This is a genomic window from Exiguobacterium sp. s6 (assembly GCF_018618155.1).
GTDB classification, from domain to species: Bacteria; Bacillota; Bacilli; order Exiguobacteriales; family Exiguobacteriaceae; genus Exiguobacterium; species Exiguobacterium mexicanum_A.
Window position 1 is genome coordinate 1,247,807 of sequence record NZ_JACSLN010000001.1, and the last position, 15,500, is coordinate 1,263,306.

15 protein-coding genes and 2 riboswitches are annotated in these 15,500 nt (G+C 54.3%); of the genes, 10 read left to right on the forward strand and 5 right to left on the reverse strand.

The genetic code is table 11. The annotated features are described in order from the left end of the window. Positions 1-10: 10 nt before the first annotated feature. The 3 genes from KNP75_RS06460 to KNP75_RS06470 all read right to left on the reverse strand — a co-directional run bounded on the left by KNP75_RS06460 (position 11) and on the right by KNP75_RS06470 (position 4,258). Positions 11-1,504, reverse strand: a complete 1,494-nt coding sequence (locus KNP75_RS06460; RefSeq protein WP_131435096.1) for a peptide MFS transporter — start codon at positions 1,502-1,504, stop codon at positions 11-13. A 144-nt stretch (positions 1,505-1,648) separates the two neighbouring features. After that, positions 1,649-2,893, reverse strand: a complete 1,245-nt coding sequence (locus KNP75_RS06465; protein ID WP_215190056.1) for an MDR family MFS transporter — start codon at positions 2,891-2,893, stop codon at positions 1,649-1,651. A gap of 264 nt (positions 2,894-3,157) precedes the next feature. Beyond that, positions 3,158-4,258 (reverse strand): AI-2E family transporter, encoded by a 1,101-nt coding sequence (locus tag KNP75_RS06470; RefSeq protein ID WP_034777652.1) that lies wholly within the window; start codon positions 4,256-4,258, stop codon positions 3,158-3,160. Between the two features lie 175 nt (positions 4,259-4,433). Beyond that, a riboswitch (SAM riboswitch) is annotated at positions 4,434-4,534 on the forward strand. Between the two features lie 78 nt (positions 4,535-4,612). On the opposite strand from KNP75_RS06470, the gene KNP75_RS06475 reads away from it, so the two are divergent. From KNP75_RS06475 to KNP75_RS06495, 5 genes are all read left to right on the forward strand, one after another. Further along, the gene (locus KNP75_RS06475; RefSeq protein ID WP_215190057.1) at positions 4,613-5,788 is read left to right on the forward strand and encodes an aminotransferase class I/II-fold pyridoxal phosphate-dependent enzyme; all 1,176 of its coding nucleotides are present in this window, start codon (positions 4,613-4,615) and stop codon (positions 5,786-5,788) included. Continuing rightward, entirely contained in the window at positions 5,785-6,801 is a 1,017-nt protein-coding gene (locus tag KNP75_RS06480; RefSeq protein ID WP_215190058.1) for an iron-containing alcohol dehydrogenase family protein, read from the forward strand. The genes KNP75_RS06475 and KNP75_RS06480 overlap by 4 nt, the downstream gene beginning before the upstream one ends. A gap of 40 nt (positions 6,802-6,841) precedes the next feature. After that, positions 6,842-6,945: riboswitch (SAM riboswitch) on the forward strand. 73 nt (positions 6,946-7,018) lie between these two features. Further along, positions 7,019-7,840 carry a MetQ/NlpA family ABC transporter substrate-binding protein gene (locus KNP75_RS06485; RefSeq protein ID WP_215190059.1) on the forward strand — a complete coding sequence of 274 codons (822 nt, stop codon included), beginning with the start codon at positions 7,019-7,021 and terminating at the stop codon, positions 7,838-7,840. Between the two features lie 9 nt (positions 7,841-7,849). After that, the gene (locus KNP75_RS06490; RefSeq protein WP_215190060.1) at positions 7,850-8,884 is read left to right on the forward strand and encodes a methionine ABC transporter ATP-binding protein; all 1,035 of its coding nucleotides are present in this window, start codon (positions 7,850-7,852) and stop codon (positions 8,882-8,884) included. Next, the gene (locus KNP75_RS06495) at positions 8,856-9,518 is read left to right on the forward strand and encodes a methionine ABC transporter permease (RefSeq protein ID WP_034777647.1); all 663 of its coding nucleotides are present in this window, start codon (positions 8,856-8,858) and stop codon (positions 9,516-9,518) included. The genes KNP75_RS06490 and KNP75_RS06495 overlap by 29 nt, the downstream gene beginning before the upstream one ends. A 27-nt stretch (positions 9,519-9,545) precedes the next feature. On the opposite strand, the gene KNP75_RS06500 is transcribed toward KNP75_RS06495, so the two are convergent. Further along, positions 9,546-9,941 carry a Spx/MgsR family RNA polymerase-binding regulatory protein gene (locus tag KNP75_RS06500; RefSeq protein ID WP_214711362.1) on the reverse strand — a complete coding sequence of 132 codons (396 nt, stop codon included), beginning with the start codon at positions 9,939-9,941 and terminating at the stop codon, positions 9,546-9,548. Between the two features lie 171 nt (positions 9,942-10,112). Between KNP75_RS06500 and KNP75_RS06505 the strand changes: the two genes are divergently transcribed. The 5 genes from KNP75_RS06505 to KNP75_RS06525 all read left to right on the forward strand — a co-directional run bounded on the left by KNP75_RS06505 (position 10,113) and on the right by KNP75_RS06525 (position 14,711). Beyond that, complete coding sequence (locus tag KNP75_RS06505; protein WP_034777646.1) at positions 10,113-10,496, forward strand: DUF302 domain-containing protein; 384 nt, start codon at positions 10,113-10,115, stop codon at positions 10,494-10,496. Between the two features lie 106 nt (positions 10,497-10,602). Beyond that, the gene (locus KNP75_RS06510; protein ID WP_215190061.1) at positions 10,603-11,895 is read left to right on the forward strand and encodes a hypothetical protein; all 1,293 of its coding nucleotides are present in this window, start codon (positions 10,603-10,605) and stop codon (positions 11,893-11,895) included. A gap of 11 nt (positions 11,896-11,906) precedes the next feature. Further along, on the forward strand, positions 11,907-13,163 hold the full coding sequence (locus KNP75_RS06515; RefSeq protein WP_215190062.1) for a hypothetical protein: 1,257 nt from the start codon (positions 11,907-11,909) through the stop codon (positions 13,161-13,163). Positions 13,164-13,197: 34 nt separating this feature from the next. Then, a complete protein-coding gene (locus KNP75_RS06520) occupies positions 13,198-13,602 on the forward strand; it encodes a hypothetical protein (protein ID WP_214753280.1) in 405 nt (134 codons plus the stop codon). A gap of 203 nt (positions 13,603-13,805) precedes the next feature. Continuing rightward, on the forward strand, positions 13,806-14,711 hold the full coding sequence (locus KNP75_RS06525; protein ID WP_215190063.1) for a methyl-accepting chemotaxis protein: 906 nt from the start codon (positions 13,806-13,808) through the stop codon (positions 14,709-14,711). A gap of 38 nt (positions 14,712-14,749) precedes the next feature. Here KNP75_RS06525 and KNP75_RS06530 read toward each other — a convergent pair whose 3' ends face one another. After that, positions 14,750-15,406, reverse strand: a complete 657-nt coding sequence (locus KNP75_RS06530) for a M48 family metallopeptidase (protein WP_215190064.1) — start codon at positions 15,404-15,406, stop codon at positions 14,750-14,752. Between the last annotated feature and the right edge of the window lie 94 nt (positions 15,407-15,500).

Here is a 15,500-nt window from a genome sequence, read left to right on the forward strand (position 1 = left end):
GCTTTTACGCTTAATGAATCCCGCGCATATACTTTTTGATGACCGGTGCGAGAGCGAACAAAATCATACTGAGTACGATTGCTGCTCCACCGATAATCCCGAAGTAGAGCATCTCGTTCTCTGGTGAATAGAAACGAACGAGCTGGGCGTTAATCCCTTGTGCCGCCGCGTTCGACAAGAACCAGAGTGACATCGTCTGGGCCGAGAAGGCGGCCGGGGCGAGTTTCGTCGTCGCCGACAGACCGACCGGCGACAGGCTGAGCTCACCGAGCACGACGATGAAGTAACTGAGGACGAGCCAGAGCGGATTGACGAGCGTGTCCGGGCCACCGAAGTAGGCCGGGAGCAAGATCACCAAGAAACTTAACCCTGCGAACAAAATCCCGAAGGCGAACTTCGTCGGGATGCTCGGCTCACGGTCACCGAGTCGGACCCAAAGCCATGCGAACACCGGAGCGAGCATGATGATGAACAACGGGTTGAGCGACTGGAACCAGGCCGGTGACAGCGTGAACCCTAAAAATTCAAGGTCGGTCCGCTTATCCGCATAACTGGCCAAAATCGTTGCGCCTTGCTCTTGAATCGCCCAGAACATGACCGAGGCGATGAAGAGCGGGATGTAGGCGATGATTCGTGACCGTTCGACTTCCGTCGTTTTCGGACTGCGATACATGATAATGAAGTAAATCGTCGGAATGGCGATCCCGAACACACCGACGAGGCCGATGAACGTGTTGATCGTGAACAAACCTTGCGGGATGAGCACGGCCAACAGGCCCCCGATGAGGACGACCGCGATCGTCGTATACTTGATCGCGTTTTTCTTCTCAGACGGCGTCAACGGGTTCGGCACATATGAACCGGCAAGACCGAGGTTGCCTTTCTTCGTGACGAGGAAGACGACGAGACCGATGAACATCCCGACCGCGGCGAGTGCGAAGCCCCAATGGAAGCCGTAGCTCTTTTGGACTCCACCGACAATCAAAGGTGAAATGAAGGCACCGAGGTTGATCCCCATATAGAAGATGCTGAACCCGGCGTCACGACGACGGTCCGTCTCGTGATACAGGTCACCGACGATGCTTGAAACGTTCGGTTTCAACAAGCCCGTACCGATGACAATCAGTGCCATCGAGATGAACAAGAACGTCAGGCTGCCTGGAATCGACAAGACGATATGACCGAGCATGATGAACACGCCGCCGAAGAAGACGGCCCGAGACGTCCCGAAGACACGGTCGGCGAGCCATCCCCCAATGACCCCCGACATGTAGACGAGTGCGCCGTATACCGACATGATTGACAAGGCGACATTCTGGTCGAGACCGAGACCGCCCTCAGATACCTCGTAGTACATGTAGAACACGAGGATGGCGCGCATCCCGTAATACGAGAACCGTTCCCAAAACTCAGTGAAGAATAGCGTGAACAAGCCTTTAGGCTGTCCGAAAAAACCTTTTTGTGGCACGCTGTCCACAATTTTCTGTTTATCGATCCTTTCCATGAAAGATCCCTCCTTAACCGTATCATCATAAAAAAGAATCATTATGTTTGTAAAGAATAAACGAATGAAAAATTCAAAATTTAATGATATTCGAACGAAATCAAAAACCACACTAAACGACTAGGTTCAGTGTGGTTTTATAAGTCAAGCTGTCTTTTGTTTCGCTTCGGCTGCGCTGACGCGGCGTCCAAGTTGCCAATAGATGAGTCCCGACACGCAGCTGGCCGTCCCGACGAGGATCAACGCGATATGTCCGGCGCGTTGGTCGAAGAACAAGCTTGCCATGATCGGTGCGGTCACCCCACCAATCAACCATTGGATGCTGGCGGCCCCGTTGTAGGCACCGCGCATATTCTCCGGAGCGATCAAGGCGATGAACGTCTGTTGGACCGGGGACATGATCATCTCGCCGAGCGTATAGAAGGCGTACACCGCGAGCAAGACGCTGACGAGAACGAGGTACGGTGTCCCGAGTGAATAGAGGAGACGCGGCATGACGGCGATCAGAATCATGCCGACCCCGAAGATGGTCGCCCCGGCGAGCATGACGTTGCCGAACGGCTTGCGGCCGAGTTTCGAAGCGATCGGGAACTGGAACAACACGACCATGATGCCGTTCAAGGCGAGCATATAGGCGAACGGGTTCTCACGATCGGTGAACGATGGCATCGACTCTCTCAAGAAGAGGGGCAGCATGCTCTCGATGAGCGAGAAGCCCATCGAGATGAAGACACCGGCAAAGATGAACACGAGGAACACCTTGTCATTGTAGAACACGCGCAGGACATCCCGGTTCGACGGCGTGTCGACATCGGTCGTCTCTGGGAGCGACTCCCGGATGAAGCGACCGAGGACGAGTGCGTACAAGACGAAGACGAGAGCGGCCGAGTAGAAGATATACTGCCGGTCGATAAAGAGGACGGCACTCCCGAGGAGCGGGCCGAATGCAGCCCCGATATTGTGCCCCATCCGCAACAGACCGAACGCCTCGTTCATCTGTTCGGGCTCGGTCACATCGGCTACCATCGCGCTTGCGGCCGGGTGGAACAATGAGTTCGTCAAACCGAGCATGGCGTTCAAGAGAAGGAGCGGCCAAAACGTTTCGGCGAAGGCGAAACCGACGAGGGCGAGGGCGTCGCCGAGAATGGCAGCCATCATGATCGGTTTGCGGCCATAGAGGTCTGCGAGCCGTCCACCGACGACCGATCCGATGAGCGCCATGATCGGTCCGGTCGCCATGATGACCCCGACCTGGATATAACTGTCGAGCTTGTCGCTATAGTAGAGGACGAGGAACGGTGCGATCATGAACATCATGACACCGGTGATCGTCTCTCCGAGGAAGCGGATCCAAATGTTACGGTCGAGCTGTTTGAGTGATTGAATCATTAAGGTCACCTGCTTTAGTTGATAGAATAAGAAAAGGGACGCAGCATGCACAAAGGCATACGCGTCCCTACGATCTTAGGCATGCCTCGGAAGGCAGGCGACATCACGGATTCAAATCACGGAGAGGCGCCTGCCGGTCAATATGAACTTGGACGTGCGAGCGTTGAATGACTGACATCGGTACCTCTCCTTTCTGCATTGGACTGTCTTCTCTTCAAGATTATGATATTTCCGTGAAATGTGTCAACATAAATCGTCAATGTGTCATAATAATTCGTTCAAATTCTTTCGGCTGAGCCGGTAGTCGATCAACCGAGAGAACACGACTTGAATCATCGCCGTGACCGGGACACTGATGAACATCCCGACGAGACCGAACAGGCTACCCCCGATGATGATCGAGGTGATGACCCAAAATGGGGTGATGCCGACGCTGTCGCCGAGAATCTTCGGGCCGAGCCAAAGTCCGTCGAACTGTTGCAACAAGAAGATGAACAAGAGGACGATGAGCGCCGTGAACGGGTCATAGAAGTAGGTGATGATGAACGCCGGAATCATCCCGAGCAGCGGACCGACGTACGGGATAAAATTCAAGACGCCGACGATGACGCCGAGTAGAAGCGCGTAAGGTGCCCCGATGATCAACAGACCGGCGACGGCCAACACCCCGATGATGAGGCAGTCGATCGACTTCCCGATGATATAGCGTTTGAAGATGTAATCCATCTCTTGAAAGATGTCGATCGTCGTCTTAGCCGACGCGACCGGGAACATCGCATACAACAGCCGCTTGAACATGCGGGCAAAAACCTCTTTGTCTTTTAACAGATAGATTGAGATGACGATCCCAATCAAGAAATTGATGAGCGTCATCGTGAAGCTCGACACGTAGCTGACCGACGACAAGACGGCGGTCTCGACCCAGCCCGAGTAACGTTCCTCGAAGCGGCTGAAATCGATGGCTTGGGCGATCGTCGCGTTGTACTCTTTCAAGTACGTGTTCAACTGGGCGAGGAACCCGTCAATCTGTCGGATGTAGAACGGGAGCTCTTCGATGAGTGAGGCCACACTCGAGTAGATGCGCGGGAACAATGTCACAGCGGAGATGACAAGAATCCCGATGAAGACGATATAAACGATCAGCAAACCTTGATAGCGTTTTAATTGAAACCGTTCTTCTATATAGGACAGGACGGTATTCAGGAGCAGCGCGATGGCAATTCCCATGATAATCGGCGTCAGCAACTGGAACGTGTAGTGCAACACACTAGAAATCGTGTCCGGTTCACTGATGACTTTCCATAGGACGAGCAGAATCAATCCGATCACGCTCAACTTCCAAATTAATTGACGATTTAATTCCAAAGGTCCATCCCCTCATCTTTTAAATTTTGTAGAATAGTGTTCACTTTGTACTATGACCTTTTTTTTATCGGGATTCAATAGGCCACACCCATTTTCGAAAAAGGATTGACAAGATTGGTAACGTTTGGTTAACTAAGTGACATATTACAAAAAGACAAATCGCATATAAAAACACTTTCTATCAAGAGAAGCGGAGGGACTGGCCCGATGAAGCTTCAGCAACAGATTGTTCCAATACTGTGCTAATTCCAGCAAGGTGACCTTGAGAGATGGAAAGGTGGTTGTTTGAATACGTCCGTATCTCGACACCCCTTTCCGCGGAAAGGGGTGTTTTTTTGCATAGGAGGACTATTCATGACAGACAGACGCTCACACTTACTTAAAACTTTACCACCCCAACATTTTGTCGGACTCGCCGATGAAGTCGCAGCACTTGAACAGGCCGGTCGCGATATCATCCGACTCGGTCAAGGGACGCCGGATTTGCCGACGCCCGCCCCGATCTGCGACGCACTTCAGACGGCGCTCCTTGATGCCTCGACCCATCAATACGGTCCGTTCCGCGGTCAGGCCCGTCTGAAACAAGCGGTGGCGACGTTTTACTTGAATGAGTACGGCGTCGAAGTCGATCCCGAGACGGAAGTCGCGATCCTCATCGGTTCCAAGTCCGGACTCATCACGTTGCCGCAATGTGTGCTCGAGCCAGGGGACGGGATCTTGCTGCCGAACCCCGGCTATCCCGACTACATCTCCGGGGCACGACTCGCCGGTGCCGTCGTCCGTGATCTCATCTTACGCGAGGAGCACGGTTTCCTCCCTGACTATGAGACGCTCGATACGGAAGGGGCGAAACTCATGTATTTGAACTATCCGAGCAATCCAACGGGGGCCGTGGCCACACCAGCCTTCTTTGATGACACCGTTCGGTTCGCCCAGGAGCGGGACTTGATGGTCGTCCATGACTTCGCGTATGGCAGCATCGGGTTTGATGGACATGTCCCGCCGAGCTTTCTGCAGGCAGAGGGGGCGAAAGACGTCGGCATCGAGGTATATACGATGTCGAAGGCGTTCAACATGTCCGGTTGGCGCGTCGCCTTTGCCATCGGGAACGCAGACATCATCGAGGCGATCAATACGTACCAGGATCACGTCCACGTCAGCGTGTTCTCGGCCATCCAGGCGGCGGCTGTCGCCGCGCTCGAGGCCCCACGCTCTATCCGGGACGATTTGGCCCGACTCTATGAGGCGCGACGCGATCGCCTGATCGATGGGTTGAACCGGGCCGGGTGGGCCGTCGAGCCGCCGGAGGGTTCGTTCTTCGTCTGGGCGAAAGTGCCCGAGGGCGATGCCAAATCGTTCTCGCGTAAGTTATTGTACGAGGCAGGAGTCGCCGTCACACCGGGCTATTTCTTCGGTTCAGAAGGGAACGGATACGTCCGCTTCGGACTCGTCTCGCCCGAGCCGAAAATCGATGAGGCCGTCGAACGAATCGAGCGGTTGTTTGCCGCCTATGAGGAGGTGCGGGCATGATTCGTCAGGCCGTCCTTGAATATGACCACGCCGATGACGCGCTCGACCGTCTTGATGACTTAGTCGACGGCCGACGTGCCCACGTCCTGCGCGGTCAGAACGGGTACGAAGTCGTGCGGGCCGTTCATCCATCCATCACGGACTATCCGGCCACGACGTTCCGTGGGGAGTGTACGGACAAGGAAGTCGAACGGCTGATTTTTGAAGACGTCGATGTCCTCATCGCCATCGGGGGCGGGAAGCTCGTCGACACGGCCAAACTCGTCGCCTATCAACAGAACGTGCCGCTCATCATCGTCCCGACACTCGCCTCGAACTGTGCGGCGTTCACGCCTCTCAGCGTCGTCTATCGGGAGGACGGGAGCTACGACCGCTACGACATGTTCCGCGTCGTCATCGAACGGGTCATCGTTGACTCGCGGGTCATCTCGCGCTCTCCATATGAATACTTCCGAGCCGGTGTCATCGACACGGTCGCGAAGTTTTACGAGGCCCGTTACTTGAGCGGTGACAGCTCGGTCGACGCGGGCGTCAACACCGGGCTCGTCTTGGCCCAGCAGTGCGGGCGTCTCGTCGAACTTGATTTGAGCGAGCACGCTTTTGAGTCGTATAGTGACGACGTCCGCTTCGCTGTCGATCACGTGCTCGCCATCGGAGGTGCCGTCGGAGGATTTGGTGACGCCGGGACACGGGTCGCCGTGGGCCATGCGGTCCATAACGCTCTCAGTCGCTTCGAGTCGACGCACCGTTTCTTACACGGGGACAAGGTCGGCTTCGGCCTGATCGTCCAAGAGCGGTTGCGGCGCTCGGCCGATACCCCGTATTTGGAGGCTTGGCTAAGCGAGTTCGGTGCCCCGACGACGCTCGAGACGCTCGGGGTCGGGTCGAGCGACATCCCGGTATTGGTCGACTCCGTCATGACGGAGACCGAGCTGCAACAGTTGCCAAAGCCGCTCGATAAAGACTTTCTGAAAATAATATTTGAAAATTTGCAATTTTCTATTTACAAATAAAAGAATTGAAAGTAAGATGATAACAATTAAATAGACCGATTGCTTATCAAGAGTGGTGGAGGGACTGGCCCTATGAAACCCGGCAACCAGATCATTATGATCATGGTGCTAATTCCAACAGACGGAACGTCTGGGAGATGAGCGTGTCCGACTTTGTCTTGTCGTGCCCGCCACTCTTCATGAGTAGCGGGCTTTCATTTTGGAGGAGGAAAAACAGATGAACATCAAACAGAAAACAGCACTCGCAGGAACTTCACTACTCGCCGCCATCGCACTCTCGGCGTGCGGTCAATCGGACGCGAGCGAATCGCTCAGCACGGAGTCGCTCACGATCGGCGTCACGGGCGGTCCACACCAACAAATCGCCGAAAAAGTGAAAGAACTCGCGGCCGAGGACGGCCTCGAGCTCGACATCAAAGTGTTCAACGACTATAACACCCCGAACACGGCGCTCGCCGAGGGCAGTCTCGACGTGAACAGTTATCAGACGCTCTCATTCCTTGAACTGCAAAAGTCCGACAAAGGCTATAAGATCGACGATGTGTTCAAGACCGTCGCGTTCCCAATGGGTCTTTACTCGGAAAAGTTGACCGACATTGAGGACTTGAAAGAAGGCGACAAGGTCGCCGTCCCGAACGACCCGGCGAACGAGCTGCGCGCACTCCGTCTCTATGAGACAGCGGGCCTCATCACGCTGAAGGAAGGCTTGACGGACAAGGCGACGAAACGCGACATCGCTGAAAACCCGCTCAACCTCGAATTCATCGAGCTCGAGGCGTCTCAGCTCCCGACCCAGCTCCCGGAAGTCGCACTCGCGGCCATCAACACGAACTTCGCGATGGGTGCCGGCCTGTCGATCAATGAGGACGCCTTGTTCCACGAAGACACGGTCGACAACCCGTATCCGAACTACGTCGTCGTCCGCACCGATAACAAGGATGACGAAGTCGTCGCGACGCTCAAGTCGTACTATCACTCGGACGAGGTCCGGACGTTCATCGAAGAGACGTTCAACGGCTCAATCGTCCCGGCGTTTTAAGGAGGGCCTATGATCGCACTTAAAGGAATCACGAAGACGTTCACGGTGAACAAAGGTGCTGTCACCGCACTCGACGACGTCTCGCTCACGATCGAGAAAGGCGAGATCTTCGGCATCATCGGTCGAAGCGGGGCCGGCAAGAGCACGCTCATCCGCATGATCAACCTGCTCGAACGCCCGACCTCGGGCCAGGTCGAGATCGAAGGACAGGACATCACGAAGCTCGACAAACGTGGGCTCTCAAAACTCCGCCATCGAATCGGAATGATCTTCCAACACTACAACCTGCTCAAGACGGCGACCGTCGAAGATAACGTCGCCATCCCGCTCCGGCTTGAGGGTCTCGACAAGGCAACGATCCGCGCTCGCGTCGACAAATACCTCGACATCGTCGGCTTGACGGACCATCGAAAACATTATCCCGAGCAACTCTCGGGCGGACAGAAGCAACGTGTCGCCATCGCCCGGGCCCTCGCGCACGAGCCGGATATCCTGCTCAGCGACGAGGCGACGAGCGCGCTCGACCCGGAGACGACCGAGTCGATTCTCGACCTCTTGCTCGACATCAACCGCGAGCTCGGACTGACGATCTTTTTGATCACGCACGAGATGGAAGTCATCGAGCGCATCTGTGACCGGGTCGCGGTCATCGAGGCCGGCCGGATCATCGAGGAAGGGGACGTGCTCGACGTGTTCTCGGACCCGCAGCATGCGACGACACGCAAGTTCTTGAAGACGAACCTCGATGTCCCGAAAGAGGTCGTCGATGAGTTGAGCACGCACGGGATGCTCGTCAACTTGTCGTTCATCGGTCATCAGAGTGAACAGGCTGTGCTCGCCCAGTTGACGAAACGGTTCGGCTTGCTGCCGAACATCATCGGGGGCGGCATCAAAAAGCTAAAAGGCGGTCTCGTCGGTAATCTACTCGTCCATTTGGACGGCGATGAGGGACAGACCGACCAAGCCGTCCGCTTCTTAGAGGCGAGCGGTGTGAAAGTGAAGGAGGTGACGAACCATGCTTCAGTTTTGGGAAAATTGGGGTGACTTGATTTGGACGGGGACGATTCAGACGCTCACGATGACCGGCATCGCGCTCGTCATCTCGACGTTGATTGGACTGCCGCTCGGGACGCTCCTCGTCTTGACGCGACCGAACGGGCGGCTCGCCAACCGTTATTTCTACGGCATCTTGTCGAGCGTCATCAACGTCGTCCGTTCGATCCCATTCATCATTCTCTTATTCTTCATCCTCCCGTTCACCCGTTTCATCATGGGAACGACGATCGGCGTCCAAGGCGTCCTGTTGCCGCTCATCGTGTTCACGGCGCCGTATATCGCGCGGCTCATGGAGTCGGCGCTGCTCGAGGTCGACCGCGGGGTCGTCGAGGCGTATGAGGCGATGGGCATCTCGACCCGGAAAATCATCTGGTACGTGTTGATCCGGGAGGCCCGCTCTTCAATCGTGCTCGGTTTGACGATCGCGACGATCGGTTTGATCGGGGCGACCGCGATGGCAGGACTCGTCGGGGCAGGCGGACTCGGCGATATCGCCTATCAATACGGGCATCTCCGATTCGAGCCGGAGGTCATGTACGTGACCATCTTCGTCTTGATCCTGCTCGTCCAATCGATTCAATCGTTCGGTAACCGCTTGGCGGCCCGACTCAAGAAGGCATAAGAAAAGAGCTCTGCTTCGGCAGGGCTCTTATTTGTTGTCGAGCAATCGTTTCAATTCGGCGATTCGGTCATGGCGCGGGATGAACGTACGAATCTCTTTCTCACTGAACCCGATTTGAATCCGATTGTCGTCGACGACGATCGGACTCTTCAAGATCTGGGGGTGCGACGCCACAAAGCTGTACAGCTCACGGAGCGACATCTCGTCAAGTTGGTCCGCCGCTTGTTTGTACACGCTCTTTTGGATGGACAACAGGTCGGTCGTCCCGTTCTCGGTGAGGCGGAGCATGTCTTTGAACTCGGTGAACGACATCCCTTGATCGGTCAATTTCTTCTCGATGAATGGGATGTTCTGTTCGCGTAACCAATCAATCGTCTTACGGGAAGAACTGCAGCTTGTATGTGTGAATACGGTGACCGTCACGGCAACCACTTCTCCTTTACGTAAGTATGGACTTCTCTATTTTCTCTCATTCATACGTTTCGAACGCGAAATATGTTTCAAATCACATATACTTTTTATCGCCATCGGACGATTTGTCGTCAGTCAGTTCGGGTACATGACGAAAGAGACCATAACCGAGGAGGGATTTACATGTTTGATTACACGGTCAAGACGGACCAGACGGTCGAAGCGGTCGTCGAGAAGCTGAAAGCGACGCTCAAGGAAGAAGAGTTCGGAGTGCTCTGGGACTTTGATTTGAGCGAGACGCTCGAAGAGAAAGGCCAAGCGATCGACGGGGACTATCGCATCCTTGAAGTATGTAATCCGAAAGAAGCGAAGAAAGTCATCACGGCACATCGGGAAGGCGGCTATTTCCTGCCTTGTAAGCTCGCTGTCTTCACGAAAGACGGGGCGACCCATGTCGGGATGCCGAAGCCGACGAAACTGATCGAGCTGATTGAGGATGAGTCGCTTCAATCGATCGCCCACGACGTCGAGACGCGACTGACGCGTGCGATTGATCAAGCCGTATAATTGAATGAGCGAACCCGTCCATGAGAGTGGACGGGTTTTTTCCTGTTCCTCCTTAAAGTCATATAATGGTAAAATTGGTACAAATAGATTTTAAGGGGCGGATGATTTGAAAAAGTTAGCCAGTGCACTCGTATTATCCATGGGCTTATTGGCCAGTTGCGGTGGGGAAAAGCCAGACGTCGTGAACTTGTCGTATGTCGATGCGCATTGGACCGTTAACAAGTATTCCTTAGAGCAACCGGAAGCCCTCGAATCGGTCGATGAGACTTTACAGGCCTGTACCGGGGACTTGACGACCGAATTAAAAGGGGATTTGACCGTGTACGATACGGTCATCGCGAATCGCCATCAGATGACCGATACGGGAGATGAATATGCATATAAATCGGTGACGTACATCAAAGGCGATGAGCATTATGCACTTTGTCGCGATATGCTCTCGGAACGCTTTCAAGCCGAGGTCATTGAGTCATTCCCCCCATTCGTTGATACACAGAACGGGAAGCGAATTCAACGAAACCCTTTCATCGAACCTGCCGACGAAACTACTCAAGCAGAATTCCTCGATACGGATGGATTATTGGAGCCGAATAATGCTGTCGAACCTTTTCCTGATACCATCGTCACGTTCATACCGGCCTTCCACGGCGAGGTGGAATTGACCATTGGAGATCGACCGGTCGCATTTCCGGTGCTTATGTTCGACCCGATGATGGCACACATAGATGAGGTAAAAATCGCAATCGGATATCATCCCGATGAAAAGAAACCCTATGTTTTATTGATGCTCGCGGACCTCTATTTCACAATGAGTCCGCTAGATGAAATTATCGACCCGGTAAAAGGAGAACAGTCGTATGAAGAGTTGACAGTCAAACGACTGCCACTTCGTTCGGAACTATTACCCGACAAATCCTATCCATTGTATGAGTTCAATTATACCCGTGACGGGAAAGCGGTGACCGAAATCGCGACCATTACATATCGTGCCTCTGAACTGTTGACGATTTCTGAACAAAAGGCGCTCAAAGACAATCCGGACGAGCAGTATATGCCGTCTGTGAGCGGTCCTCTGATTTATCTCCACCAACAACCATTCAATCACGAGTCAACCTTGACGTATCCGACCATTTTGCGTGCGGTAGGTAACGAGATGGACGACCTGATTCAAGCAATCGATTCGGCTGAGCCGACGAAGCGCACGGGTGATCAAGGGAACTATCCTTATCTCACAATCGTCGACGGACTCAAGGGACAAGAGTTCGAGGTGACATATAAACAGCGCTCGAAGAAGCTAGATATTTACGTGACGGACCGATCGACCAAGGAGACGTATAAACTGACGAGCGAAGGGGCAGAGACGTTCTTGTCTTACTTCCCTGATTTGAAGACGAAATGAGTGGGTTGAACATGAAGAAACGAACGTTGGCGGCAATGTCGCTCTTGTTGATGACGGCGGGTTGTTCGGAAGACGTGGACGTCGTCCGCTATGGCCATATCGAGGAACACTGGCAGGCCGAACGGGTCACGATGAACAGTCAAGAGCCTGTAGTGGATGCCGAAACAATCTTGAACCAATGTGAAGATGAGGAACGATTGACCGAACTAGCTGGAGAGACGTTTTCCATACTCGGGATGGCCTACGCGACCCGCGCCCCGTTTATGAATGACGACTATGACGGATACGCCTTCGACGAAGTGACGTATGTCGAGGGAGATGCGGTCTATGCGCTCTGTAGGTCGCATCAAATGGATGGGATACCAGGGTACCAAGCCGTCGAGCTCGAGGTACGGCCGTCTTTCTTAAAAGACGAAGTTGGCACTGAAGTCTCGTTCCTTCCGAACGTCCATGTCGCGACGGAGAACGAGCGGGCCTCGCTACATCAGCCGGACGCCTTCTACGAGAATGGACAAGATATCGAGCCGTATCCGGTCACGCTCATGAGGATGTCCCCCGGATTTAACGGCACGGTCGAGATTGGGATTGGAGAATGGGGCTTCTTTAGCCCATCCTTCGACTTTTTGCCGAACCTTAGACCGTTCGATGTGTTCATCGCACTAGGGCGGGATACGGAGACGAACCTGCCTCATCTGCTCATGTCCTATGGCGGGGACGGGGCTCGCTACTCTTCATCCATTCTTCAAGATACCGACCTGCTCAATGGGGCAGACAGTCTGACCTTCCGTCGGGTATTCGAAGGTGGAACGATGGAACCGTCGAAACAAATTCCGCTTTACGATATTACGGTCGAGGTGGACGGACAGATGGTGACGAAGACCTTGTGGATGCGGTTCAAACCGATCCCGTTGCTCAGTGATTCTACCGAGTTAGAGAAGGTTTCGATTGCTTACCTCCATAAGTATCCGTACCACCGTGAAGTCCCGCTCCCTTATCCGGACGCCGTCAGCGTGAGTGGCGAGGCGTATGATCGATTGGTCGAAGCCATCGAGACCGCGCGCCCGTCGACGAAGAGCGGTGAAACGGAAGATTATAAGTATTTGACGCTATTGCGTGGAAATCTTGGGCAACAGTTCGAGGTCAGCTACCAGCAACGTTCGAAAAAAGTCGATGTCTATGTGAAAGACGTGAAGACCGGGGAAGTGTTCAAACTGTCGAGCGTCGGGGCGGAGACGTTCCAAGAACTGTACCCGCAAGCGTTCGAATGAACAGATTGGACGTGAATCAGGGAGGGATGCGCTGTTGAAACGCATGTTAGCTGGATATGTCATCTGCGCGGGACTGTTGCTTGGAGGTTGTGCCAGTAGCGAGGAAGACGTGGATCCGTCTCGTATCGAGTACCAAACGATACATACTGATGGGGACTACGGGCCGACACGCACCATTACCGACGCTGAGACGAATGCCGAGCTTGACCGAACGACCGAAGAAATCAAATGGGAAGACCAGCCCGTCCCAATCGATCGTGATCCGGATGTAAAAGCGACGTTCGTGTTCACGCCGGACGATGCGCCCGAGCGTTCGCTCGACTTCGGAATCTGGTTCGATGAGCGGATGATCGGCGGTATCGAGCCGCAGGACAGCCGGGGTGAACTCACGGCCGACCAAGTCACGCTGTTCAAATCAATATTCGATGACCAGGAATGATAGGGGACCCGTGCACTGCACGGGTCCTTTGTTCATGGACTTAGCAGTGAACCAACTGGAAAACACTTCAAATTCAAGATATTGACTCGATTTCAAAAACCGACGCTATTCAGGACTTTTCACACAGGGTACACTAGAATTCCGCTACATTCCAGGAATAAAGCACTAAAGGAAATCGAGAAAAGAAGGTAGGAATAATCGGAATGGAACTGACAAAGACCGCTAGCCTCTCATCCCCTGACGTGCTCCGTGCCCTCGAGGCCAACGTGGCGATGATCCGATTCGACCGTCAACGACGCGTCGTCGATGTGAACGACCTCTTCGCCAAGGCAATGAAATATAAACGTGACGAAATGATCGGGATGCACCATCACTTGTTCTGCACACCAAGTTTCGTCAGCAGCCCCGACTATCAAGCGTTTTGGAACAAGCTGTTCGACGGATTCAGTTCGGCCGACAAAATCGAACGGATTGACGCCCGAGGTGACTCGATTTGGCTCGAGGCGACGTATATGCCGATCTATGAACAGGACGAGGTCGTCGGTGTCGTCAAAATCGCCTCCGACATCACGAGTCGCCAACAAACGATTGAGGAATATGCGCGTTCATTCCGTGACATGGCCGATAACCTTGACGACCGGGCCCGTCGTGGCATGGAAGAGAGTCAACAGTTGAAACAGACGATCGAACGCCTTGATGCGGACTCGAATCAGAACTTGAAGATGCTCGCGAACTTGCAAGAGCAGGCGGGCGAGATCACGAAAATCGCCAGTACGATCAAAGAGATTGCCGCCCAGACGAACCTGTTGTCGCTCAACGCCGCCATCGAGGCCGCACGGGCAGGTGAGCACGGTCTCGGCTTCAACGTCGTCGCGACCGAGGTGCGGAACCTGTCACGTCTCGTCGAACGCGCCGTCATCGAAGTGCGCTCGAACACGGATGGGATGAACAAAGAGCTCGTCTCGATCGTCGACGGTGTATCCCGCTCCAGTGCAGACATTCAAGAGAGTGTGCGCATCATGGAACAGACACTCGAGCGGTTCGAGCATATCGAACAGTCGGCCGAATCGCTGAACGGGACAGCCGAGCGGTTCACCTCCGCCATCTAAAAAAACCAATCGGACATGCCTCCTGACAAGGGACACGTTCAATTGGTTTTTTTGATTTGCAGCGTATGGCCATGCTGTTTCAGCCAGGCCATCGCGCCGGCGACGTCTGGATACACTGACGCAAGCTTCGACCAGAACGCTTTCGAGTGGTCGAAATGAACGAGATGGGTCCATTCGTGGGCGATGACATAGTCCATGACGTCCCGCGGGGCGAGCATGAGCCGGACGTTGATGGAGATCGTCCCGGTCGAACTGCATGACCCCCAGCGCGTCTTTTGGTGGCCGATGCGGATTCGGCTCGCCTTCACACCGAGCTGACGTTCATAGAGGGGGGCCCGCTTCGTGACGTAGGCGAGAGCCCGCTCGCGGAGCCAGGCCTCGTGCGCTTTCCGAAGCGATGACTCGTCCCATGCAGCGGGACAGTGAAAGTTTTCGCCGTCGAAACGGAACCTTGTCTCGGTATCACGTTTGACGAGCGGGAACGTCTCCCCGTGCAAAAGCAGTCTGCCGGCTGGTAAGATGTCACGCTTCGGCAATGCGGCGAGGCGATCTTCGATCCAGCCGGCATGCTCCGTTAAGATCGTCTCGACGACCCGGTTCGGGAGCCTAGCTGGAATCCGCAGCTCGATTCCGTCCGGCGTTACGAAGAAAGCCGCCCGTTTCCGGCGTTTATGGCGGATGACGGTCACGTCCATCAGATTCACCTCCTTGTAGTATCTCGGTCGATTATAGCCGACGTGCCCCGAATCCTCCATCGTTTTGCGGACTCGGACGTCCGTTTTTTGTTAC